The following is a 21,027-nucleotide window of genomic DNA, read 5'->3' on the forward strand; positions in this document are numbered from 1 at the left end:
GAGCGCATCCGGCACTGGATCGGCGGCGAGTTCGCCGACAGCGCCGACGGCGCGCTCTTCGACGTCGTCGACCCCGTCTCCAACGCCCCCTACGCCACCGCCGCCGCGGGCGGGCCCGCCGACATCGACCGCGCCGTCGCCGCGGCCCGCGCGGCGTTCCCCGCCTGGTCCGGCATCGGCAACCGCGAGCGCGCCACGATCCTCAACCGGATCGCCGACGCCGTGGAGGCGCGCGAGGACCGGCTCTCCGCGTTCGAGTCGTTCGACTCCGGGCTGCCGATCACGCAGGCGCGCGGCCAGGCCCGCCGCGCCGCCGAGAACTTCCGCTACTTCGCCGACGTGATCGTCGCGCTCGGCGAGGAGGCGTACCGGGTCGGCGACCAGCAGCTCAACTACGTGGTCCGGACGCCCGCCGGCGTCGCCGGGCTGATCACCCCGTGGAACACGCCGTTCATGCTGGAGAGCTGGAAGCTCGCCCCGGCGCTCGCGGCCGGCTGCACGCTGGTGCTGAAGCCCGCCGAGTGGACGCCGCTGTCCGCGGGCCTGTGGCCGGAGATCTTCGCCGAGGCCGGGGTGCCCGCCGGGGTGGTCAACATCGTGCACGGCATCGGCGAGGTCGCGGGCCAGGCCCTGGTCGACCACCCGGACGTGCCGGTGCTGTCGTTCACCGGCTCCACCGACACCGGCCGGCACATCATGCGGTGCTCCGCCGACGGCCTGAAGGCGCTGTCCATGGAGCTGGGCGGCAAGTCGCCCGTCGTGGTGTTCGCCGACGCCGACCTCGACGCGGCGCTCGACTCGGTCGTGTTCGGCGTGTTCTCGCTGAACGGCGAGCGCTGCACGGCCGGGTCCCGCGTGCTGGTGGAGCGGCCGGTCTACGAGGAGTTCTCCCGGCGGATCGCCGAGCGGGCCGAGCGGGTCAGGGTCGGGCTGCCGTCCGACCCCGGCACCGAGGTCGGCGCGCTCGTGCACCCCGAGCACTACGCGCGCGTCCTGGAGTACGTGGAGATCGGGCAGCGGGAGGCCAAGCTGGTGGCGGGCGGCGGACGTCCCGCGCACCTGCCCGAGGGCAACTACCTGCAGCCCGCCGTGTTCACCGACGTCCCCCGCGACGCCCGGATCTTCCAGGAGGAGATCTTCGGCCCGGTGGTGGCGCTCGCGCCGTTCGACGACGAGGAGGAGGCGATCGAGCTCGCCAACGCCACCCGGTACGGCCTCGCCGCCTACGTGTGGACGAGCGACCTGCGCCGCGGGCACCGGATCGCCCACGGCGTCGCCTCGGGTATGGTCTGGGTCAACTCGCACAACGTCCGTGACCTGCGCACTCCCTTCGGCGGTATGAAGGACTCGGGGGTCGGCCGCGAGGGCGGCGCGCACAGCATCGACTTCTTCTCCGAGTCCAAGATCGTTCATGTGATGCTCGGCGAGGTGCACACGCCCCGCTTCGGCGTTCAGGAGAACCGATGAGCCCTGCTCCCCCCGACGTCGTCCGCTCCGCCTACGCGCAGCTGGCCGTCACCGACCTGGCCGCGGCCCGGTGGTTCTGGGTCGACATGCTCGGCCTGCACGTCCAGCACGAGGAGGCCGGCGCCCTCTACCTGCGCGGCACCGACGAGCTGACCCACCATTCGCTGGTGCTGCGCGCGGGCCCGGTCGCGGCCCTCGACCACCTCGCCTACCGGGTCCGGACGCCCGAGGACGTCGACCGCGCCGAGAAGTTCTTCACCGGCCTCGGCCGTCCCGTCCGGCGCGTCCCGGCGGGTGAGGGCGCGCATGGCGTGGGCGACGCGGTGCGCGCCGTCGACCCGCTCGGCTTCACCGTGGAGTTCTTCCACGACATCGCCCGCGGCGAGCGCCTCATCCAGCGCTACGACCTGCACCGCGGCGCGCAGATCGCGCGGCTCGACCACTTCAACATCTGCACGCCCGACATCCCCGCCGCCTACGACCACTACACCTCGCTCGGTTTCGGCTGCTCGGAGACGATCGAGGGCGACGAGCACGAGTTGTACGCGGCGTGGATGTACCGGAAGCAGACCGTCCACGACGTCGCGTTCACCGGCGGCGCCGGGCCGCGCCTGCACCACCTCGGGGTGGCGACGCACGAGTCCCACCAGGTCCTGCGCACCGCCGACATCTTCGGGTCGCTGCGCAAGGAGCACCACATCGAGCGGGGCCCCGGTCGGCACGGCGTGTCCAACGCCTTCTACGTCTACCTCCGCGACCCCGACGGGCACCGGGTGGAGATCTACACGTCCGACTATTACACCGGCGACCCCGACCACGAGACGTACCGGTGGAACGTGCACGACGACCGCCGCCGCGACTTCTGGGGCAACGCGGTCATCGAGTCCTGGTACAAGGAGGCCAGCCCGGTCCTCGACCTCGACGGGCGCATCCAGCCGATCTCGGAGTCGGTGCTGGACGAGTCGGCCGTCCAGGTCGGCGCCGACGGCCTCGGGATCATCGAGCCGTCCTGAGCGGCCGGTCCGCGGGTCTCAGTCCGGCAGCAGCGGGACGGACATCCCCTGGTCGCGGCCCAGCAGGACCCCGCGGGTGATCGCGGCCGACCCGAACCGCTCCCGGACCCCGTCGACCGCCCCGTCCACGGCCATGGCCTGGTCGAACGGCAGGGCCAGCTGCACCGCCCGGGCGTCGTGGAGGTTGCCGAGCGAGACGCCGATCAGGGTCAGCCCCCGGGTCTCGATCATCGGCGTGGCGGCCGCGAGGAGCCCCCTGGCCGTCTCCAGGACCCGCGGCGTGTCGGCGGTGGCCTGCGGGAGCGTGCGCGAGCGCGTGGCGCGGGCGAAGTCCTCGAAGCGCAGGCGGAGCGTGACCGTCCGGCAGACCCGGCGGGCCTTGCGGAGCCGCCCGCCGAGCCGGTCGACGATGCCGACGAGGATGGCGTCCAGCTCCTCGGGCGAGCGCCGGCGGCGGCCCAGCGCGCGCTGCGAGCCCATCGAGCGGCGCCGTACCCCGGTGCGCACCGGGCGCGGGTCGCGGTTCCGGGCCAGGGCGTGCAGGTGGCGGCCGGCGCCGGGGCCGAGCAGCGACACCAGCGTGGACTCCGGCATGTCCGCCACTTCCCCGACCGTCGTGACGCCGAAGCGCGCGAGCTTCTCGGCCGTCGCCCGCCCGACGCCCCATAGCCGCCGCACCGGCAGCGGGCGCAGGAACTCCAGCTCGCCGTCCGGCGGCACCACCAGGAGCCCGTCGGGCTTGGCGACGCCGCTGGCGACCTTGGCGAGGAACTTGGTGCGGGCCACCCCCACCGTGATCGGCAGCCCGATCTCCTCGGCGACCTCCCGCCGCAGCCGGACGGCGACGTCCACCGGGGAGCGGCGCAGCCCGTCCACGTCGAGGAACGCCTCGTCGATCGACAGGCCCTCCACCAGCGGCGTCGTGGCGCGGAAGACCGCGAACACGGCCTTGCTCGCCGCGCTGTAGGCGCTCATCCGCGGCGGGACGACGACCGCGCGCGGGCAGAGCCGCCGCGCCTGCCCGCCGCCCATCGCCGTCCGCACCCCGTAGGCCCTGGCCTCGTAGCTGGCCGCCAGCACCACGCCGCCGCCGACGATCACCGGCCGCCCCCGCAGCCCGGGATCGTCGCGCTGCTCGACCGACGCGTAGAACGCGTCCAGGTCGGCATGCAGGATCGTGGCACCACCGGACACGAACATATGTTCGCATACACGGCTCGTGGCGGCGACGCCGGGCACCGATGAATTAGTCTCGGGTTTCGACGGAAGGTGAAGGCGGATGGCCGAGTCCCCCTGGTCGCGGGCGTCGACTCCTCGACGCAGTCGACGAAGGCCGTCCTGTGCCGCGCCGCGCTGGACGAGCTGTCCGCGCTCGCGCTCGCCGCCGAGCCGGGCGCTGGCGGCGTGACGCTCCTGCCCTACCTCGACGGTGAACGCACGCCCGACCGTCCGGACGCGACCGGTGTCCTCGCGGGGCTGACGACGTCCAACGCGACCCGGGAGAACGTGGCGCGGACGGCGGTGGAGGCGCTGCTGTGCTCGCTCGCCGACGCCGTCGGCCATCTCGCCGCGCGGGGCGGCGTGCGGCCGCGCCGGACGCTGCTGATCGGCGGCGGCGCCCGCTCCGCCGCCGTCCGGGCGCTGGCCCCGGCGATCCTCGGGACGCCGGTGACCGTCCCCGAGCCCGCCGAGTACGTCGCGCTCGGCGCCGCCCGCCAGGCCGCGTGGGCGCTCGCCGGGACGCCCCGGCCGCCCGCCTGGCCCGCCCCGCCCGCGACCGAGCACACCGGCGACGGCGCGGACGCCGCGGAGATCCGCGAACGGTACGCCGCGCTGCGCGACTCCGCCCCGCGGATCGGAGGGAGGACACCATGAGCGACTACACACCCGTACCCGAGGACAGGTTCTCGTTCGGCGTCTGGACGGTCGGCTGGCAGGGCTCCGACGTGTTCGGCCCCGGCACCCGCCCCCCGATGCCCGCGGACCGCGCCGTCCGCAAGCTCGCCGAGATCGGCGCCTACGGGGTGAACTTCCACGACAACGACGTGTTCCCGTTCGACGCCGCGCCCGCCGAACGGCAGGCGGGCATCGACGCGTTCCGCAAGGCGCTGGACGAGACCGGACTCGTCGTCACCACCGCCACCACGAACCTGTTCTCCCACCCGGTCTTCAAGGACGGCGCGTTCACCGCCAACGACCGCGACGTCCGGCGGTCGGGCACGAGGAGATGGCCGGGCTGAACTACGCGCACGGGCTGGCGCAGGCGCTGTGGCAGGGCAAGCTGTTCCACATCGACCTGAACGGGCAGCACGGCCCCCGCTACGACCAGGACCTCCGGTTCGGCGCCGGGAACGCGCGCGGCGCGTTCTGGGTCGTCGACCTCATCGAGCACAGCGACTACGACGGCCCGATCCACTTCGACTTCAAGCCTCCGCGCACCGAGGACGACGAGGGCGTGTGGGAGTCGGCGGCGGCGTGCATGCGCAACTGGCTGATCCTGCGCGAGAAGGTCCGCGCGTTCCGCGCCGACCCCGCCGTCCACGACGCCCTGGCCCAGGCCAAGCTGGACGAGCTGGCCCGCCCCACCCTCGCGGACGGCGAGGACTGGCGCGGCGTCCGCCACGCCTCCCCCGACATCGAGGCGCTCTCCGTCCGCCGCACCGCCTTCGAGCACCTCGACCAGCTCGCCCTCGAACACCTCTACGGCGTCAGGGGGCCGCGAGCGCCTCGGTCGGGGGGAGCCGGGCGGCCCTGATGGCCGGGTAGAGGCCGGCGACGCCGCCGATGAGCAGGGTGGCGAGGATCCCGCCCGCCATCGCCCAGGCGGGGACGACGGTCGGCCAGTCCTGCGTCACGGCGAAGATCGCGGTGACGGCGATGCCGAGCGCGACGCCGCCCACGCCGCCGAGCGCGGCGAGGAGCTGCGACTCGGTGAGGAACTGCAGCCTGATCTGGCCGCGGGTCGCGCCGAGCGAGCGCCGCAGGCCGATCTCCGCGCGGCGCTCCAGGACCGAGATCACCATCGTGTTGGCGACGCCGACGCCCCCGACCAGCAGCGCGACGCCGCCGAGGCCGAGGAGCAGGCCGGTGAACGCCCGGTCGGTGGCGTCCTGCGCGGCGAGGGCGTCCGAGGGGCGGCTGACCTGCACCTCGTTCGGGGCCTGCGGGTTCGCGGTCGCGGCGAGCAGGCCCTGCACCTTCTCGACCGCGTCCTTGCGGGCCCGGGTGTAGACGGTGGTCGGGTGGCCGTCGAAGCCGAGCCGGGAGGCGGCGGCGTCCCAGCCGACGAGGGCCGCGGAGTCCAGCTCCGGCGCGAGCCGGTTCGGGTTCATGATCCCGACGACGGTGAACCACTGCGAGCCGAGCCACACCTGGACGTTCGGCGTCGCGACGCCGAGCCGCTGCGCCGTCTCGGCGCCGAGGACGACGGCCGGGTACCTGGCCGTGCCGGCGTTGAGCCAGGTTCCGGCGGCCATGGTGAGCCCGGCCGTCCGGGGCAGGTCGAGGCGGGCCGCGCGGACGCCGATGCCCCCGCTCTCCCCCTCCGGGATGCGGTCGTTGCGGTAGGCGTGGACGTCGTCGAGCTCCGCCGTGGCGGACGCGGACTCGACGTCCGGCATCCGTCCCACCATCCCGACCGACTCCTTCGGCAGCTTGGCGTCCTCGCCGAAGAAGTCCTTGCCCGGCCCGACGGTGAGCAGGTTGGTGCCGAGCCGGTCGAGGGTCGCCTGGAGCTCGGCGCGGCTGGACGTCGAGATCCCGACCACGCCGATCATCGCGGCGATGCCGATCGCGATGCCCAGCGCGGACAGGAACACCCGCAGCGGGCGGGTCCGCAGCCCGGCGGCGCCGACGCGCAGCGCGTCCGCCGGGCCGAGCCGCGCCGGCGCGTCCGTGTGGTTCGCCCTGCCTGCGCGGTTCGCCGTGTTCTTGTGCCTCACCGTGCGGCCTCCGCCATCGCGTCGTCGTGGACGATCCGGCCGTCGCGCATCCGCACCTGGCGGGGCAGCAGCGCGGCGATGTCCCGGTCGTGGGTGATCAGTACGACGGTCGTCCCGCCGCCGGACAGCTCGCGCAGCAGGTCGAGGACCCCCGCGCCCGAGGCCGAGTCGAGCGCGCCGGTCGGCTCGTCGGCCAGCAGCAGCGCCGGCTCCCCCACCACCGCGCGGGCGATCGCGACCCGCTGCCTCTCCCCGCCCGACAGCTGGTGCGGGCGGTGCCCGAGGCGGTGCCCGAGCCCGACGCGCTCCAGCGCGCGGCGGGCGCGGCGGCGGCGCTCGGCGGCGGGCGCTCCCCCGTACAGCAGCCCGTCCGCGACGTTGTCCAGCGCGCCGACCCCGGCGGTCAGGTGGAACTGCTGGAACACGAACCCGATCCGCCGGGCGCGCAGCGCCGACAGCCGCCGGTCCGTCAGCCGGGACACGTCGGTGCCCTCGACGAGGACTGTGCCGGCGCTCGGCCGGTCCAGGGTGCCGAGCAGGTGCAGCATCGTCGACTTGCCCGACCCGGACGGCCCGACGATCGCGACGAGGTCGCCCGCCCCGACCGTCAGCGACACGCCGTCCAGCGCGGTCACCCCGCCCGGGTAGGTCTTGGTGACGTCCCGCAGCTCCACCACCGCGCTCAGCGCTCCCTGCGCGCGGGCGGCCCCCCGCACCCCCCGGTCCGCTCCGCTCATTTGGGGATCCCCACCTTCATGCCCTCGGCCAGGCCGGCCCCCGAGACCTCGACCCGCCCTTCGGTGAACACGCCCGTCTCCACGGGCACCGTGCGGACGCGCCCGTCCTGGACGACCTGGACCGCGTACCCGCCCTCGCCCCGCGCGAGGAGCGCGCCGACCGGGACGGCGAGGACGCCGCCGTGCCGGTTCGCGGTGAGCCGCACCTCGACGGGCGCCTTGTCGTAGGAGCCGAGCTCCCCCTGCCCGCCGATCGCGATCGTGACCTCGATCGTCGTCGGCTCCTCCGCGCCGCCCTCCTCGGCCACCTTCCCGACCGACGTGATCTTCCCCTTCGTGGTGTCGCCGGACGGCAGTTCGATCTCCACCCCGGCGCCCTTGCGGGCGAGCCGCTGGTACCGCACGTCCAGGTCGACGCTCACGACGCGGGTGGTCCCGGTGTAGGTGAGGACCGCCCCGCCGACCCGGTCGCCCACGTCGGCCTTGCGCTCGGCCACCCGGATCCGGCCGGGCGCGATGACGGCCGACCCCGGTTCCACCCGGCCGGTCTCCGCGACGCCGAGGGCGTCCTGCCAGTGCTTCACGGCGGCGGCGGTCGCGGCGCCGTAGGACTCGTCGACGGTGAAGCCGGTGTACCCGAGGGCCCGGAGGTTCTTTTCGAGCTGCTCGACGTCGTCGCCCTCGGTGCCGGTGGAGAGCGTCCGGTACAGCGGGAGTCTGCCGTACAGCAGCGGCACGGGCTTGTTGTCCACCCGGTAGACCGGACGGCCCCGGGAGATCACCGACCCGGCGCCGGCCAGCCAGGTGAGCGTGCCGCCTCCGGCGCCGACCGCCGCACGGGTGGCCCCGTAGCCGAGCGTGCCGTCCACGTCCTGGGTCTCGACCAGCGTCGTCCGCTCGATCGGCGCGGTCGCGGGCGGCAGGGAGCTGTGCGCGGCGGCCGGTTCGCCGGTGCCGCCGCCCAGGCCGGCGGTCGCGAGGCCCGCGCCGCCCGCCACGACGACGCCCGCCGCGCCGAGGACGGCGGCGCGCCTGCCCGCCATCAGTCCTCGCCCTTGGCCGGGGCCGGGTCCTTCGGGCCGCCCTCCGGCTGGAACTTGGCGCAGGCCTTCCGCGCGTTCTTGAACTTCGGGCTCTGCGGGTCCATCTCGGTGCCCTCCCTGGCCTTGATCAGCATCTCGCCGTCGGGTTTCGGGTCGGGGAAGGCGCTGATGCCGTTGTCGCGCATGCATTTCGCGTACGCGCGCAGCCTGGCGATCTCCTCCGGCTTGGGCTTCTCCGGCCGGCCGCCGTTCGGCATCAGATGCCGGCACTTCTTCTGCGCCGCGTCGACCTCGTTGTCCACCTTCGGGCCGGCGCCCTTGGCCTTTCCGGGCGGCTCGCTGTGCCGGATCGTGACCTCGCCCTCCCCGCCCGGGTCGTCCATGTCGACCCCGTTGTCGCGCATGCACTTGGCGAAGTCGCGCATCTTCTGCTGGTCGCTCACGGCCTTGGCGTTGCCGCCGGATCCCGTGCTCTCGCTCCCGCAGCCCTGCAGGCCGAGGGCGAGAACCGGGACGAGGGCCAGCGCCGCGTATGTCCGTCGTCGCATCGGTCGGTCTCCCTGTCGTCTCCGCCGGACGGTGCGCCGGCGGCGATCGCAAGTCCAGCCGGGGACCGATAACCCCGGCGTAACCGGTTCGCGTTATGCCGGCGTTACGCCCGCTGCCCGATGCTGGGGCGGCAGGGCGCGCCGGACGCGCCGCGGAGGACGGCAGGGGGCGGCAGGGGTGCGGGTGCTGATCGCCGAGGACGAGCGGATGCTCGCGGATTCGATCGCCGACGGGCTCAGGTCCGAGGCCCTGGCCGTGGACGTGGTCTACGACGGCGACGCCGCGCTGGAGCGTCTCGGGGTGAACGACTACGACGTGCTCATCCTCGACCGCGACCTGCCCGTCGTGCACGGCGACGACGTGTGCCGCGCGGTGGTCGAGTCGGGCGCGCTCGTCCGGGTGCTGATGCTCACCGCCGCCGTCGCCGTCCCGGCGCGGGTCGCCGGGCTGCGGCTCGGCGCCGACGACTACCTGACCAAGCCGTTCGCGTTCGAGGAGCTGGTGGCGCGGGTCCAGGCGCTCGGCCGCCGGGCCCGCCCGGCGGCCCCGCCGACGCTGGAGCGCGCCGGGATCCGGCTCGACCCGTCCCGCCGGGAGGTCGTCCGGGACGGCCGGTACGTGCACCTGGCGCGCAAGGAGTTCGGGCTGCTCGCCGAGCTGCTGCGGGCGGACGGGGCGATCGTGTCGGCGGAGCTGCTGCTGGAGAAGGTGTGGGACGAGCACACCGACCCGTTCACCAACACGGTCCGGGTGACGCTGATGAAGCTGCGCCGCAAGCTCGGCGATCCCCCGGTCATCGAGACCGTCCCGGGAGTGGGGTACCGGATCCCATGACGACGTCCGCGGAGCGCCCGAGGCGCACCATGTTCACCGAGCGGCTGCGGCCCACGATCAGGATGCGGCTCACGCTGCTGTACACGGGCCTGTTCCTGGGCGCCGGCGTCCTCCTGCTGGGCCTGACCTACTTCCTGGTGAAGAACAACCTGGACAACCAGGCCGTCCCGAAGGGGGCCCGGGTGTTCAACGGCGCCGAGAAGGCGCCGTTCCCGCCGCCGGAGGAGAACGCGCAGTACTCGGACCGGAGCGTCGAGGTGGCGATGGTCAAGGTCCGCGACGACTACCAGCGGAAGACGCTCAGCGCGCTGCTGACCCAGGGCGGCATCGCCCTGGGGCTGGTGGGCGCGGCCGGGATCGGGTTCGGCTGGCTGCTCGCGGACCGGGCGCTGCGGCCCGTCCACAAGATCACCGAGACGGCCGGGCGGGTGGCGCGCAGCCACGACCTCACCGAGCGGATCGGGTACGAGGGGCCCCGCGACGACGTCAAGGAGCTGGCCGACGCGTTCGACACGATGCTCGGCCGGCTGGCGCGGGCGTTCGACGGCCAGCGGCGGTTCGTCGCGAACGCCTCGCACGAGCTGCGCACCCCGCTCGCCATCAACCGGACGCTCATCGACGTGGCCGTCCGCCGCTCCGACGCGACCGGCGACGTCAAGCGGCTCGGCGAGTCGCTGCTGGTCGTGAACGGGCGGCACGAGCGGCTCATCGACGGGCTCCTCACCCTCGCGGGCACCGAGGGCGTCGCGGTCGACGCCGGCCCGCTCGACCTGGCGGACGTCGCGGGCCACGTCCTGGACGGGGCCGCCCCGGAGGCGCGGGCGCGGGGGCTGGCCGCCCGCCGCTCCCTCGGCCCGGCCGTCACCTCCGGCGATCCCGTGCTCGTCGAGCGGCTGGTGCAGAACCTGGTGGAGAACGCGGTCCGGCACAACCGCGACGGCGGCGAGCTGTCCGTCACGACGCGGAGCCGGGACGGCTGGGCGGAGGTCGTCGTGTCCAACACCGGGCCCGTCGTGCCCGCCTACGAGGTCGAGACGATCTTCGAGCCGTTCCGGCGGCTCGGCAACGACCGGCTGCGGTCGGACCGCGGGTCCGGGCTGGGCCTGTCGATCGTCCGCGCCACGGCGGGCGTCCACGGCGGGACGGTGGCGGCCGTGCCGCGCCCCGGCGGCGGCCTCGACGTCACCGTGCGCCTCCCGGCCCGCGCGCCGGACGCCGTCCCGGACGCCGCGCCAGGACTCGCCGCACCAGAATTCGCCGCGCCGGGACTCGCCGCGCCACCCGTGAATTCGGAGGCCGGACCCGGGTAGCGTCTGATCAATGACCAGTGCGCTCCTGCTCACCGACGCGTTCGACCGGATCCGGCAACAGGTCCGCCAGACGGCCGGCGGGCTCACCCCGGACCAGCTCGCCTACCGCGTCGACGCCGACGCCAACTCGATCGCGTGGCTCATCTGGCACCTCACCCGCGTCCAGGACGACCACGTCTCCGACGTCGCCGGCACCGCCCAGGCGTGGACGGACGCCGGCTGGGCCGACCTGTTCGGCCTGCCGCTCGACCCGTCCGACACCGGCTACGGCCACAGCTCCGACGAGGTCGCGGCGGTCCGGGTCGAGTCGCCGGACCTGCTGATCGGCTATCACGACGCCGTGCACGCCGCCACGGTCGACTACGTGGCCTCGGTGACCGACGGCGACCTGGAACGCGTCGTCGACCGCTCGTGGGACCCGCCGGTCACGCTGGGCGTGCGGCTGGTCAGCGTGATCTCCGACTGCCTGGAGCACGCGGGCCAGGCGGCGTTCGTCCGGGGCATCCTCCAGCGCGCGTAAGGCGGCGGGCCGTCAGCGGTCGCGGCCGGAGACGCTCAGATCGGTGCCGTCCGCGACCGGCCCGGCGTCCCGCGACGCCCCGGCGGACGGGTGGAGGCCGGACAGGAGCCGCGACCACCGCGGCCCGATGTGCTCAAGGTCGTGGGCGCGCGCGGACAGGGCCGCCTGCTCGCCGAGCCGGTCGCGGAGGCCGCGGTCCTCGATCAGCGCGCGGAGCGCGGCGGTGAGGGCGTCCGCGTCGCCGTTCGGGACGAGCAGCCCGTCGCGGCCGTGGGAGATCAGCTCGGCCGGGCCGTGCGGGCAGTCGAACGACACGACCGCCAGCCCCATCCCCATCGCCTCGATGATCACCATCGGCATGCCCTCCCGGCGGGACGACAGCGCGTAGATCGACGCGCGGGCCATCTCGCCGTGCAGGTCGCGGGTGACGGGGCGCAGCTCGACCCGCCCGGCGAGGCCGAGCTCGGTGATCAGCGCGCCGAGCCGGTCGCGGCGCACGCCGCGGCCGAAGATCCGCAGGGTCCAGTCGGGGTGCTCGGCGGCGATCGGCGCGAACGCGCGGATGAGCGTGTCGAAGCCCTTGTTGGCGACGAGCCGCCCGGCGGCCAGCACGACCTTGTCCGCGCGCCGGGACGGGCGCCCGGGCAGCGGCGGCGCGGCGTTCGGGATCCGCACGACGCGGACGCCGGATCCGGCGAGGGCCTGCTCGTACCCGGCGCGGGCGGCCTCGGTCAGCACGGTGACGGCGGTCAGCCGCCGGTACCTGCGGACGACCTGCCGGTGGAGGGCGGGCTTGTAGGAGTCCAGGCTCATGTGGTCCTGCCCGATCGTCACGGCGGCGCGGGGCGCGAGCTCGGCCGCGAGCAGGTTCAGGGACGGCCTCGTGCCGATGACGACGTCGGCCGGCGAACGGTAGAGGGCGCGCAGGAGGCACACGTCCGTCCACATGCTCATGAGGCGGAAGGACGCCTCGTCCACCGGCGTCAGGACGCTCGGCAGCCGGGACAGGAGCCGGGCCGTCCCGCCCTTGGGCGCGAAGCGGTCGTCCGCGTACGTCACGGTCGCGCCGAGCGGGATCGCGAAGAACGGCCGCCTGCTCCGCCGCAGCGCGCTGACGATCTCGATGTCGTGGTCGCGGGTCAGGTGCCCGCACAGGTTGAGCACGGTGCGGATCGTCCCGCCCGTCCCGTGCGCGTTCTGGAGCAGGACGCGCACGCGGAGCCGCTCACCGGGTGCCGCGCGCGTCCAGCGCCTCCAGCTCAGCGGGCGCAGGGCCGAGAGCGCCGCGCGGCGCATGACGCGATGCGCCGCGCGGCGGAGGCGGCGTCTCAGTCTCGGCGGACGGCGCCCTGGATCGTTCAGCGGAGCGTTCACCGGGCCCCCATCACGAACGACGGCTTTGCCCGGCTTGTTCCCCTAGGCGGTCCCGCTCAACGTCACCCGGTGGTCACGGGACGGTCGAGGGCGCCGCCCTTGACCCACTTGCTCCACGACATCTGGTAGTAGCTCCAGCCGTTCCACGGGTCGAGGCCGCGCTTGCTGCCGGTGATGATCACCGGGTCGCCGCGGTAGGACCAGTTGTAGAACCACTGGGCGTCCTTGGGCGGGGAGTTGACGCAGCCGTGGCTGACGTTCTGCCGGCCCTGCGCCCAGACGGTGGCGGCCATCGAGTGGATGTACTCGCCGCTGTTGGAGATCCGCACCGCGTGCGGGATGACCTCGCGGTAGCCGCCGTTCTTCTTGTCCTTCGGGTCGACGCCCATCCACTCCGACGTCATGATCGCCGGATTCTCCTTGCCCATGGTGAGGTGGATGCCGCTGGTGGTGAGGTAGGTGTCGACGCCGTTGACGACGCGGCCGCCCTTGCCCGTGCTGACGGGCCAGGTACGGACCGTCTTGCCGTTCCGCTTGACGACCGCACGCTTCTTCTTGGTGCTGATGGTGACGATGTGCGAGTCGCCGATGCGGAACTTGCGGGTGAAGTCGTCCACGCCGTAGGTCTTCTTGCCCGCCCTCACGCCGGACAGCTTCGCCGAGAACGTGACGTTCTGGTTGGGCTGCCAGTACTCGCCGTTCTTCGTCCGGAAGATCACCGTGGTGTCGTTCGCCCAGTTCCAGGCGCCGGTGGCGGGCTTGGTCGACTTGACGTCCAGGACCCGCTCCACGGCCTTCTTGTCGTCGACCGGGCGGTTGAAGACGACCTGGATCGGCATGCCGACGCCGACCTTCTCGTTCTTGGCCGGGGTGACGTCGAGGATGTCGAGCTCCTTCGCCGCCTTGAGCGTGGCGAAGGCGGCGTTGACCGTGGCCGTCTTGCCCTGCGGGCTCCTGGCGACGGCCGTGACCTGGTATTTGGAGCCGGGACGGAGCGTGCGCGACTTCCAGCTGGCCTTGTCGGCCGCCATTTCGCCGTCGACCGGCTTGCCCTTGAGCGTCACCGTGACCTGTTCGAGGGTGCCGCCCGCGGCGGTGACCACGACGCCGTCCTCCGGCTCGGCCTTCTTGTTGCCGTCGCCCGGGTTGATCGTCACCTGCGGCACGCCCGCGTCGGCCTTCTCGCCGACGGTGACGCCGTCCTCCTTCTCTCCCCCGCTGCACGCCGTCGTCAGCAGCAGCACGACCCCCGCCATCCCCGCACCAGCCCGAACCCCTGCGGAAATCCTCCGCTGCACTGCGACCTCCCGAACCCGCCGTCTACCAGGGAGACAATAACGACAAAAACAGAGGATCATGTCATGACCCGGGGTTTTGGCAGGCCTCCGAGATCAAAGCGTTGCACGCCGCGGGCCGGCCGGGCGGGCCCGGCGATCTTTCTGGCCGGCGCCCGGGGCGCCGGCCGGGACGGCCTCATCGCAGGGCGCTCCCCTGCGCCCACTTGTCGAACGGCAGCTGCCAGAAGCTCCAGCCGTTCATCGGCTCGACCTCGCGGTCGGTGCCGGTCAGCTCGATGACGTCGCCGCGCTGCATGGTGTCGTAGTACCACTTGGCGTTGGCGGGGCTGACGTTCAGGCAGCCGTGGCTGACGTTCGCCGAGCCCTGCGAGCCGACCGACCACGGCGCCGAGTGCACGTACTCGCCGCTGTTGGAGAAGCGGACCGCGTAGTTGACGACCGTCTTGTAGTAGCCGGGGTCGCCCTCCTGGCGGCCCGGAGACGTCATCGTGACGGGGTTGCCCTTCTCCATCAGCAGGTGGACGCCGCTGGTGGTGGTGAACTCCCGCGTCTGCCCGTTGCCGGCGCTGAACGGGACGGTGCGCAGCTTCTTGCCGTCGCGGGTCACCGTCATGTGGTGGTCGCCGATGTCGCCCTTGGTGATCTGCGCGGCGCCGATGGTGAGGGTGGCCTGCTCGTCCTCGGCCCCGTAGACGCCGCCGCCCGCGTTCACCCCGGCGAGGCTCGCGTGGAACCGGACGGTCTGGTGCGGCTGCCAGTACGTCTTCGTCCGGTAGATGACCTGGTCGGCGGCGACCCAGTGCCACGCGCCCTCGACCGGCTTGTCCGGCGTGACGCGCAGCGCCCGCTCCACGGCGGCCTTGTCGGTCACCGGGCGGTCGAACCTGACCATGATCGGCATGCCGACGCCGACCTTCTCGCCCTTGAGGTTCGGGGTGACGTCGGTGATCGAGAGTGTCCGCTCCGCCTTCAGGGTGGTGAACGCGCTGGTCGCGGTGCGGGTCTTGCCGTCGTCGCTCGCCTGCGCGGTGACGGTGTAGGACGTGCCGGGCGTCATCGTCCGGTTGGACCGCCACGTCTTGTGGCCGCCGCCGAACGCCCCGGTGATCGTGGCGCCCCCGCCCTGGACGGTGACCTTCTGCAGCTTGCCGTCCGCGGCCTTGACCTCGATCGTCCCGTCCGGCTTGACCTGCGCGGTCCCGTTGGCCGGCGTGATCGTCACGGCGTCGGCCGAGTCCCCCGAGGCCAGCTTTCCCTCCTCGCCGGCCATGCAGCCGGACGCGAGCAGCGCCACCGCGCCCGCGCCGCCCGTCAGCGCCACCCGCATGCCCCGCCCACCGTGGATCACAACAAACTCCCCCAAACCCCGTGATTTCACCTCAAGTTGGTGAATGTTTCTGAGAAGGGAGACGCCGGAAAGGGGCCGGAAGTTCGGGCCGCCGGGTGGGAGAATCGCTGCTCAGCAGGTATGGATCAGTTGGATCCGGTCAAAGTGGAACCGATCGGGCGGATCCGGTCAGGCGGCGGCGGGCTCGCGGTTGACGCGGCGGACGACGCGCTTGAAGCCCCACACCGAGACGGCGACGCCGATCGCGCCCAGCCCCGCGACGATGCCGGTGCGGAACCACAGGTACATGCCGATCGACTCGTTGAACAGCATCCACAGGCTGACGGCCACGTTCGCGAACAGGACCATCGACCACAGCAGCGAGATGCGCAGGAAGAACTGGTGCACCCTGGCGTGCTTGAGGAACGCCTCGGGGATCGGCGCCATGTCCCTGGCCAGCTTCATGGCCAAGGGCCGTCCGAGCGGGACCGAGGCGAGGAACGACAGGCTGATGATCAGCGTGCCGAGCGTCGGCTGCAGGAAGTAGATGACGGCGCTGTGCGTCGCGGCCGCGGTGGCCGCGCGGACGGTCACGCCGACGGCGGCCAGCAGCAGCATCCCCGACACCGGATGGCCGCGCACGAACCGGTAGGCGATGCCGCCGTACACCCAGGCGACGGCGGCGACGAGCGCGCCGTTCAGCCCGAGCAGCGTCAGCGCGGCGTAGAAGACCGCGACGGGGGCGATGACCCCTTCGACGAAGCGCGGGAGCGCGTGCATGAGCAGCGCCGTCACCCGCGGCAGTTCGAAGACGTGGTGCCCTTCGGAGGCGGGGTGCCCCTCGAAGGCCGCATGCGCGCCGCCCCGCGCCTCCCCGGCCTGGGCCGTCGGCGTGGGGTTCTCCGCCGCCCGGGAGGGCTCGGCGGGCGTTCTCGCCGGTCGATCCATCGAGCGCTGTGCTCCCCGATCGGTGTCCATGGAGTCGGTTGTGGTCACGATTCGCCCCACCGTACGTGATGATCGGCACGCGTCTGTCCGTTTTCGAATGATCCGGTCCGCGTGCCCTCGTTCCCCCATTGGTTCGGATTCGCGGTGCCTCTGGTGCGGGTGGCGGCCGGAAGCGGCCAGAGTTGAACCGGTGTGACCCGGGCCTCTCTTCCGACAGTAGCGGGTGGCCCGCTCACCCCTCCGGCGGGGCGGGCTGGACGTCGCGAGCCGCGGCGTAGATGGCCCTGAGCGTCACCGCCACCGACGGCCGGCGCACGCTCGCGGCCCTGGTCACGGCGTAGACCTCGCGGGCCAGGGTGCATTCGGGGATGCGCCGCACGGCCACGCCCTGGTCGCCGGCGGCGAGCGCCAGCGCGGGCACCGCGGTGATGCCGATGCCGCGGGCCACCAGGCTCAGGATCGTGTGCAGGCCCTCGAACTCCCACGGGACGGGACGGGCCCCGCCGACGGTGTCCATCAGCCGCTCCAGGGCCTGCCGCGACGGCTCCCCGGCCGGCGCGGCCATCCACGGCTCGTCCCTGAGCTGCTGCAGGTCGACCGGCCGCCCGGGCTCCGACATGGGGTGCGTGGCCGGGACGACCAGCACCAGCGGGTCGCGGCGCAGGTGGAAGAACTCCAGCGCGGCGGGCGCCTGCTCGGGGACCTTGCCCGTCCAGTCGTCGATGAGCGCGATGTCGACCTCGCCGTTCTGCACCTGCCGGATGCCGTCGCCGGGCCGGGTCTGCCGCAGCACGAACGTCAGGTCGGGGTGCTCGCCGAGGCTCTGCGCCAGCGCGGGCGCGAACGCGACGGCGGCGGTGGGGAACGCGGTGACCACGACCCGGCCCATGGGCGTGTCGGAGTGCGCCGACAGCTCCGCCTCGGCGGTCTCCACGAGGCTGAGGATCTCCTCGGCGCGGTCGGCGAGGCGGCGCCCGGCGTCGGTCAGCTCGGCGCTGCGGGCGGTGCGGTCCAGCAGCGGCACCCCGCCGGCCTCGCGTTCGAGCGCGGCCAGCTGCTGGGAGACGGCGGACGGGGTGTAGCCGAGGGCGGCGGCGGTCGCGGCGATGCTGCCGCGGCGGCCGAACTCCGCGAGAAGCCGCAGGCGGCGAAGCTCAAGCATCAGCCCATCTTACGGTCGGCATCGATGAGACTCGCTTGTGATGATGCTAAAAGCGGGAAAGTATGAATCGAGCCCGGCCGGGTCGCACAGGGGATTCCGCTCTCACCCACCGTTATCTCGCATGCCCTTTGGAGCGTTCATGCCTGCCCAGGAAGAGTCCGAACCCGTCCGGCCGCTACCGTTCGCGCCGCGTCCCGTCGCCCTGTCGGCGACGCTCGCGGTGAACGAGGCGATCGCCCGCAAGCGCAGGGAGGGCGTCCGGGTCCTGCCGCTCGGCTTCGGGGAGGCCGGGATACCGATCCACCCGGCCCTGACCCGCGAGCTCGGCGGGGCCGCGGGACGGGGCGGATACGGGCCGGTCGCCGGATCGGCCGCGCTGCGCGCCGCCGCCGCCGGGTACTGGTCCCGGCGCGGGCTGCCCACCGACCCGTCCACGATCGTCGCCGGTCCCGGCAGCAAGCCGCTGCTGTACGCGCTGCTGACCTCGCTGGGCGGCGACGTCGTCGTGGCGTCGCCGAGCTGGGTGAGCTACGCCGCCCAGGCGTCGCTGGTGGGCGCCGAGCCGATCCGCGTCGCCACGCCGCGCGGCGAGGGCGGCGTGCCGAGCCCGGCGCTGCTGGCCGACGCCGTGGTGCGGGCCCGCGCGCGGGGGCGCGAGGTGCGGGCCGTCGTGGTGACGCTTCCCGACAACCCGACGGGGACGATCGCGTCCGAGCAGACCGTCCGGCGGCTGTGCGCGGTGGCGCGCGAGCACGGCCTGGCGATCATCTCGGACGAGATCTACCGCGACCTGGTGCACGAGCCCGGACGGCAGGTGCCGAGCCCGGCCCGGTACGCCCCGGAGCGGACCGTCGTGACGACCGCGCTGAGCAAGAACCTGGCGGCGGGCGGCTGGCGGCTCGGCGTGGCGCGGCTGCCGGACGGCCCGTTCGGCCGCGCGCTGCGCGACAGCCTGCTGGGGGTGGCGAGCGAGATGTGGTCCAGCGCGCCCGCGCCGATGCAGCACGCCGCCGCGTACGCGTTCGCCGAGCCGCCCGAGCTGGTGGAGCACGTCGACCGCAGCAGGCGGCTGCACGCCGCGATCACGGGGGCGGTCGCGGACCGGTTCGCCGCTGCGGGGGCCCTGGTCACGCGTCCGGAGGCGGCGTTCTACGTCTACCCGGACTTCGGCCCGGTCCGGGACGAGCTGTGCGCGGCCCACGGCGTCCGGACGGCCGCCGACCTCACAGACCTGCTATTGGAACGTTACGGAGTCGGCGTTCTGCCAGGCAGTTCGTTCGGGGACGCCCCGTCGGCCCTGCGGATGCGGGTGGCGCCGAGCCAGCTCTACGGCGACGACGACGAGCAGCGCCTCGCGGCCCTGGCCTCGCCCGCCCCGGCGGCCCTGCCGTGGATCGCGGACGCCCTGAACCGCCTGAGCGACGTGCTGGCCGACCTCTCCGCGACGGTCACCGCGGGAGAGCCCGTCCCCGCCTGAGCCCGAATTGCGAGGTAATTGCGGAGGGTAAGGGAGTCGAACCCCTTCGAGTGTCACCTCGACGTCAGTTTTCGAAACTGCTGCCTTACCGTTCGGCCAACCCTCCCAGGGACACGCCGCGGGCCGTCTACCGCGAGACGGCCCGCGGCGTCCGGCGCGTCAGTGGACCAGCAGGGAGTCGAACCCTGATCGCCTCCTTGCAAGGGAGGTGTGCTTCCGTTACACCACAAGCCCGTCGTCCGCGCTCAGCAGGGGCGGTAGGAGTCGAACCCACTTTCCGCCGGTTTTGGAGACCGGCCGCCTAACCGGTGGCTCGCCCCTTCGTGCCTTTCGCATTCGTTCGATGTGTTCAATGATGCGGAGGTCCCCCGGACGGGCACAAAGTATTTTCTCCGTAAAGGCTCGGATGCGCACCGTCATCACCCCGTGATCGTGCGCGGATGGGCGCCACCCGGGACGTCCGGCGCGTATAAGGGTGGTGTAAGGTCCAACGACGCACGGGGCGAACGTTGCGAATCGACCGAAGGCAGGCCAAGGGACGTCCAGTCCGTCCTGCCCGTGGTAAACCCGAAACAGGCACGAAGTCACGCGAGTGATGAAGAAGGCGAGGGGGCCCGCCATGAGGCATGCACGGGATGGCGCTGCCGCGGCGATGAGCGCCGCCTCCAGGATTCTCGTCGCGCGGGGCAAGAACGAGCCCCAGGAGATGGAGAACCCGGAAGTCGCCTGGGGCCAGCGCGCCCGCGACGGCGTGTGGGTGCCGACCAAGGACGGGCAGCGCATCCACCTCGGCATCGACGTGGCCGCGGCCGACACCGTCGCGCAGGTGCTGCGCCCAAGCCTGCGGGTGTTCGTGGGCGTGGACGTCGACACCGACATCGTCGCGCAGACGACCGCCGGCGGCGTGCGGCTGCTGACGGTGATCCACGGCCCGGACGCCCCCTCGGAGTTCCGGTTCTCGGTGTCCCTCGCCGACGGCCTGGCGCTGGAGTCGATGCCGTCGGGCGGGTACGACGTCGTCCACCTGCGGTACGGCGCGACCGTGGGCCGGCTCTACAACCCGTGGGCGAGCGACTCGATGTTCCGGCAGGTGAAGGCGGACTACACCCTTGAGGGGACGGCCGTCACGATGCGCATCCAGCACACCGACGCGTACTACCCGGTCGTCGCCGACCCGAACTACGAGCGCTGACCGCCCTCCAGGACCTCCCGGCCGTCCGCGCGACCTCCTGACTCTCGGCACGGTCTCCAGGCGTCAGGGCCTGTCCTCTTCTCCTGTTGTGACCCTGTCCGGAATGCGGAACTGTACGCGCCGCATCACGGGGTGCGCATGGACGTGCCGGATTCTCGTCATATGGTTGTGCACCACGGGCCGCGTCCCGGCCCCGGCAGCACGGGTCCCTGCAAGGGCGGGCCGGGCACACGACCGCCCCGGGTCCCCGAGACTGGAGCCATCGTGATCTTCACCCATGACACCGAGCACGCGCTCGCCGTCGTCGTCGACCTGATCAACACCGGCCCGGCGGCGTCCGGGGCCGAGGATCTCGCCGGGCTGCCCGGCCTGCACGCGTTCGTGGACCGCAACGACTTCAGCGACATCGGCGAGCTGGGCGGCGTCGACCTCGCCCGCGTCCTGGACCTGCGCGAGCGGTTCCACGCCGTGTTCCGCGCGGAGGACGTCCCGGCCGCCGTCCAGAAGATCAACGAGATCGTCGGCGAGGTCCGCACCACCCCGCACCTGACCGACCACGACGGCTACAGCTGGCACGTGCACTACTTCGCGCCGGGCGCGCCGCTCGGCGAGCACCTGGCCGCCGACTGCGGGATGGCGCTGGCCTACGTGGTGGCGGCGGGCGAGCTGGACCGGCTGCGCACCTGCGAGGCGCCGGACTGCTCGCGCGTTCTGGTGGACCTGTCGCGCAACCGCTGCCGCCGCTACTGCGACAGCCGGACCTGCGGCAACCGCATGCACGTCGCCGCCTACCGCGCCCGCCAGCGCGAATCCGCGCTCTAGCTTTTTGCATTTC

At 73.2% G+C, this 21,027-nt stretch carries 19 protein-coding genes, 3 tRNA genes and 1 pseudogene; 10 read left to right on the top strand and 13 right to left on the bottom strand.

Features of this window, described 5'->3' with window-relative positions; genetic code table 11:
* Together hpaE and hpaD are read left to right on the top strand one after the other, a co-directional pair.
* Positions 1-1,467 (top strand): 5-carboxymethyl-2-hydroxymuconate semialdehyde dehydrogenase (gene hpaE, locus ETD83_RS09850; RefSeq protein ID WP_230420795.1); only part of this gene is annotated, 1,467 nt, incomplete at its 5' end.
* On the top strand, positions 1,464-2,480 hold the full coding sequence (hpaD, locus tag ETD83_RS09855) for a 3,4-dihydroxyphenylacetate 2,3-dioxygenase (protein ID WP_138644762.1): 1,017 nt from the start codon (positions 1,464-1,466) through the stop codon (positions 2,478-2,480). The genes hpaE and hpaD, both read left to right, overlap by 4 nt.
* 18 nt (positions 2,481-2,498) lie before the next feature.
* On the opposite strand, the gene dinB is transcribed toward hpaD, so the two are convergent.
* Positions 2,499-3,674 carry a DNA polymerase IV gene (gene dinB / locus ETD83_RS09860; protein WP_230420796.1) on the bottom strand — a complete coding sequence of 392 codons (1,176 nt, stop codon included), beginning with the start codon at positions 3,672-3,674 and terminating at the stop codon, positions 2,499-2,501.
* Between the two features lie 75 nt (positions 3,675-3,749).
* Here dinB and ETD83_RS09865 point away from each other — a divergent pair, with 75 nt between their 5' ends.
* Together ETD83_RS09865 and ETD83_RS09870 are read left to right on the top strand one after the other, a co-directional pair.
* Complete coding sequence (locus ETD83_RS09865; protein ID WP_230420797.1) at positions 3,750-4,355, top strand: FGGY-family carbohydrate kinase; 606 nt, start codon at positions 3,750-3,752, stop codon at positions 4,353-4,355.
* Positions 4,352-5,235 (top strand): annotated as a pseudogene (locus ETD83_RS09870) (hypothetical protein). Before ETD83_RS09865 ends, ETD83_RS09870 begins: the two are co-directional and overlap by 4 nt.
* Here the strand turns inward: ETD83_RS09870 and ETD83_RS09875 are convergent.
* From ETD83_RS09875 to ETD83_RS09890, 4 genes are read right to left on the bottom strand one after another with little or no spacing between them, the layout of a single operon-like run.
* Positions 5,189-6,421: an ABC transporter permease gene (locus tag ETD83_RS09875; protein WP_138644765.1), complete on the bottom strand. Its 1,233-nt coding sequence runs from the start codon at positions 6,419-6,421 to the stop codon at positions 5,189-5,191. The pseudogene ETD83_RS09870 and the gene ETD83_RS09875 sit on opposite strands and share 47 nt — an antisense overlap.
* Positions 6,418-7,158 carry an ABC transporter ATP-binding protein gene (locus ETD83_RS09880; RefSeq protein WP_138644766.1) on the bottom strand — a complete coding sequence of 247 codons (741 nt, stop codon included), beginning with the start codon at positions 7,156-7,158 and terminating at the stop codon, positions 6,418-6,420. The genes ETD83_RS09875 and ETD83_RS09880 overlap by 4 nt, the downstream gene beginning before the upstream one ends.
* Entirely contained in the window at positions 7,155-8,201 is a 1,047-nt protein-coding gene (locus tag ETD83_RS09885) for a peptidoglycan-binding protein (protein WP_138644767.1), read from the bottom strand. Before ETD83_RS09885 ends, ETD83_RS09880 begins: the two co-directional genes overlap by 4 nt.
* The gene (locus ETD83_RS09890) at positions 8,201-8,749 is read right to left on the bottom strand and encodes a hypothetical protein (RefSeq protein WP_138644768.1); all 549 of its coding nucleotides are present in this window, start codon (positions 8,747-8,749) and stop codon (positions 8,201-8,203) included. The genes ETD83_RS09885 and ETD83_RS09890 overlap by 1 nt, the downstream gene beginning before the upstream one ends.
* Positions 8,750-8,927: 178 nt before the next feature.
* Between ETD83_RS09890 and ETD83_RS09895 the strand changes: the two genes are divergently transcribed.
* Genes ETD83_RS09895 through ETD83_RS09905 form a run of 3 tightly spaced genes read left to right on the top strand, consistent with a single transcriptional unit; the run spans position 8,928 to position 11,414 of the window.
* The gene (locus tag ETD83_RS09895; protein ID WP_171064114.1) at positions 8,928-9,584 is read left to right on the top strand and encodes a response regulator transcription factor; all 657 of its coding nucleotides are present in this window, start codon (positions 8,928-8,930) and stop codon (positions 9,582-9,584) included.
* Positions 9,581-10,894: a sensor histidine kinase gene (locus ETD83_RS09900; protein ID WP_230420798.1), complete on the top strand. Its 1,314-nt coding sequence runs from the start codon at positions 9,581-9,583 to the stop codon at positions 10,892-10,894. The genes ETD83_RS09895 and ETD83_RS09900 overlap by 4 nt, the downstream gene beginning before the upstream one ends.
* Before the next feature lie 10 nt (positions 10,895-10,904).
* Positions 10,905-11,414: a mycothiol transferase gene (locus ETD83_RS09905; protein ID WP_138644769.1), complete on the top strand. Its 510-nt coding sequence runs from the start codon at positions 10,905-10,907 to the stop codon at positions 11,412-11,414.
* A 12-nt stretch (positions 11,415-11,426) separates the two neighbouring features.
* Here ETD83_RS09905 and ETD83_RS09910 read toward each other — a convergent pair whose 3' ends face one another.
* The 5 genes from ETD83_RS09910 to ETD83_RS09930 all read right to left on the bottom strand — a co-directional run bounded on the left by ETD83_RS09910 (position 11,427) and on the right by ETD83_RS09930 (position 17,523).
* Entirely contained in the window at positions 11,427-12,788 is a 1,362-nt protein-coding gene (locus ETD83_RS09910; protein WP_230420799.1) for a glycosyltransferase family 4 protein, read from the bottom strand.
* A 62-nt stretch (positions 12,789-12,850) separates the two neighbouring features.
* On the bottom strand, positions 12,851-14,044 hold the full coding sequence (locus ETD83_RS09915) for a L,D-transpeptidase (RefSeq protein ID WP_138644770.1): 1,194 nt from the start codon (positions 14,042-14,044) through the stop codon (positions 12,851-12,853).
* 217 nt (positions 14,045-14,261) lie between these two features.
* Positions 14,262-15,434: a L,D-transpeptidase gene (locus ETD83_RS09920; RefSeq protein WP_230420800.1), complete on the bottom strand. Its 1,173-nt coding sequence runs from the start codon at positions 15,432-15,434 to the stop codon at positions 14,262-14,264.
* A gap of 168 nt (positions 15,435-15,602) precedes the next feature.
* Positions 15,603-16,361 (bottom strand): VC0807 family protein, encoded by a 759-nt coding sequence (locus tag ETD83_RS09925; protein ID WP_230420801.1) that lies wholly within the window; start codon positions 16,359-16,361, stop codon positions 15,603-15,605.
* 232 nt (positions 16,362-16,593) lie between these two features.
* Positions 16,594-17,523 (bottom strand): LysR family transcriptional regulator, encoded by a 930-nt coding sequence (locus ETD83_RS09930; RefSeq protein WP_138644771.1) that lies wholly within the window; start codon positions 17,521-17,523, stop codon positions 16,594-16,596.
* A gap of 139 nt (positions 17,524-17,662) precedes the next feature.
* Between ETD83_RS09930 and ETD83_RS09935 the strand changes: the two genes are divergently transcribed.
* A complete protein-coding gene (locus ETD83_RS09935) occupies positions 17,663-19,000 on the top strand; it encodes a pyridoxal phosphate-dependent aminotransferase (protein WP_138644772.1) in 1,338 nt (445 codons plus the stop codon).
* 21 nt (positions 19,001-19,021) lie between these two features.
* On the opposite strand, the gene ETD83_RS09940 is transcribed toward ETD83_RS09935, so the two are convergent.
* The 3 genes from ETD83_RS09940 to ETD83_RS42345 form a co-directional block, all read right to left on the bottom strand.
* Positions 19,022-19,106, bottom strand: a tRNA-Ser gene (locus ETD83_RS09940).
* A 57-nt stretch (positions 19,107-19,163) separates the two neighbouring features.
* Positions 19,164-19,234: transfer RNA gene (locus ETD83_RS09945), tRNA-Ala, on the bottom strand.
* 15 nt (positions 19,235-19,249) lie between these two features.
* Positions 19,250-19,321, bottom strand: a tRNA-Trp gene (locus tag ETD83_RS42345).
* Positions 19,322-19,619: 298 nt separating this feature from the next.
* Between ETD83_RS42345 and ETD83_RS09950 the strand changes: the two genes are divergently transcribed.
* Both ETD83_RS09950 and ETD83_RS09955 read left to right on the top strand, forming a co-directional pair.
* Positions 19,620-20,192: a hypothetical protein gene (locus ETD83_RS09950; RefSeq protein ID WP_138644773.1), complete on the top strand. Its 573-nt coding sequence runs from the start codon at positions 19,620-19,622 to the stop codon at positions 20,190-20,192.
* Between the two features lie 264 nt (positions 20,193-20,456).
* The gene (locus tag ETD83_RS09955; protein ID WP_138644774.1) at positions 20,457-21,014 is read left to right on the top strand and encodes a CGNR zinc finger domain-containing protein; all 558 of its coding nucleotides are present in this window, start codon (positions 20,457-20,459) and stop codon (positions 21,012-21,014) included.
* Positions 21,015-21,027 lie beyond the last annotated feature (13 nt).

The organism is Actinomadura soli (assembly GCF_005889715.1).
In the GTDB taxonomy this organism is placed as follows: Bacteria; Actinomycetota; Actinomycetes; order Streptosporangiales; family Streptosporangiaceae; genus Spirillospora; species Spirillospora soli.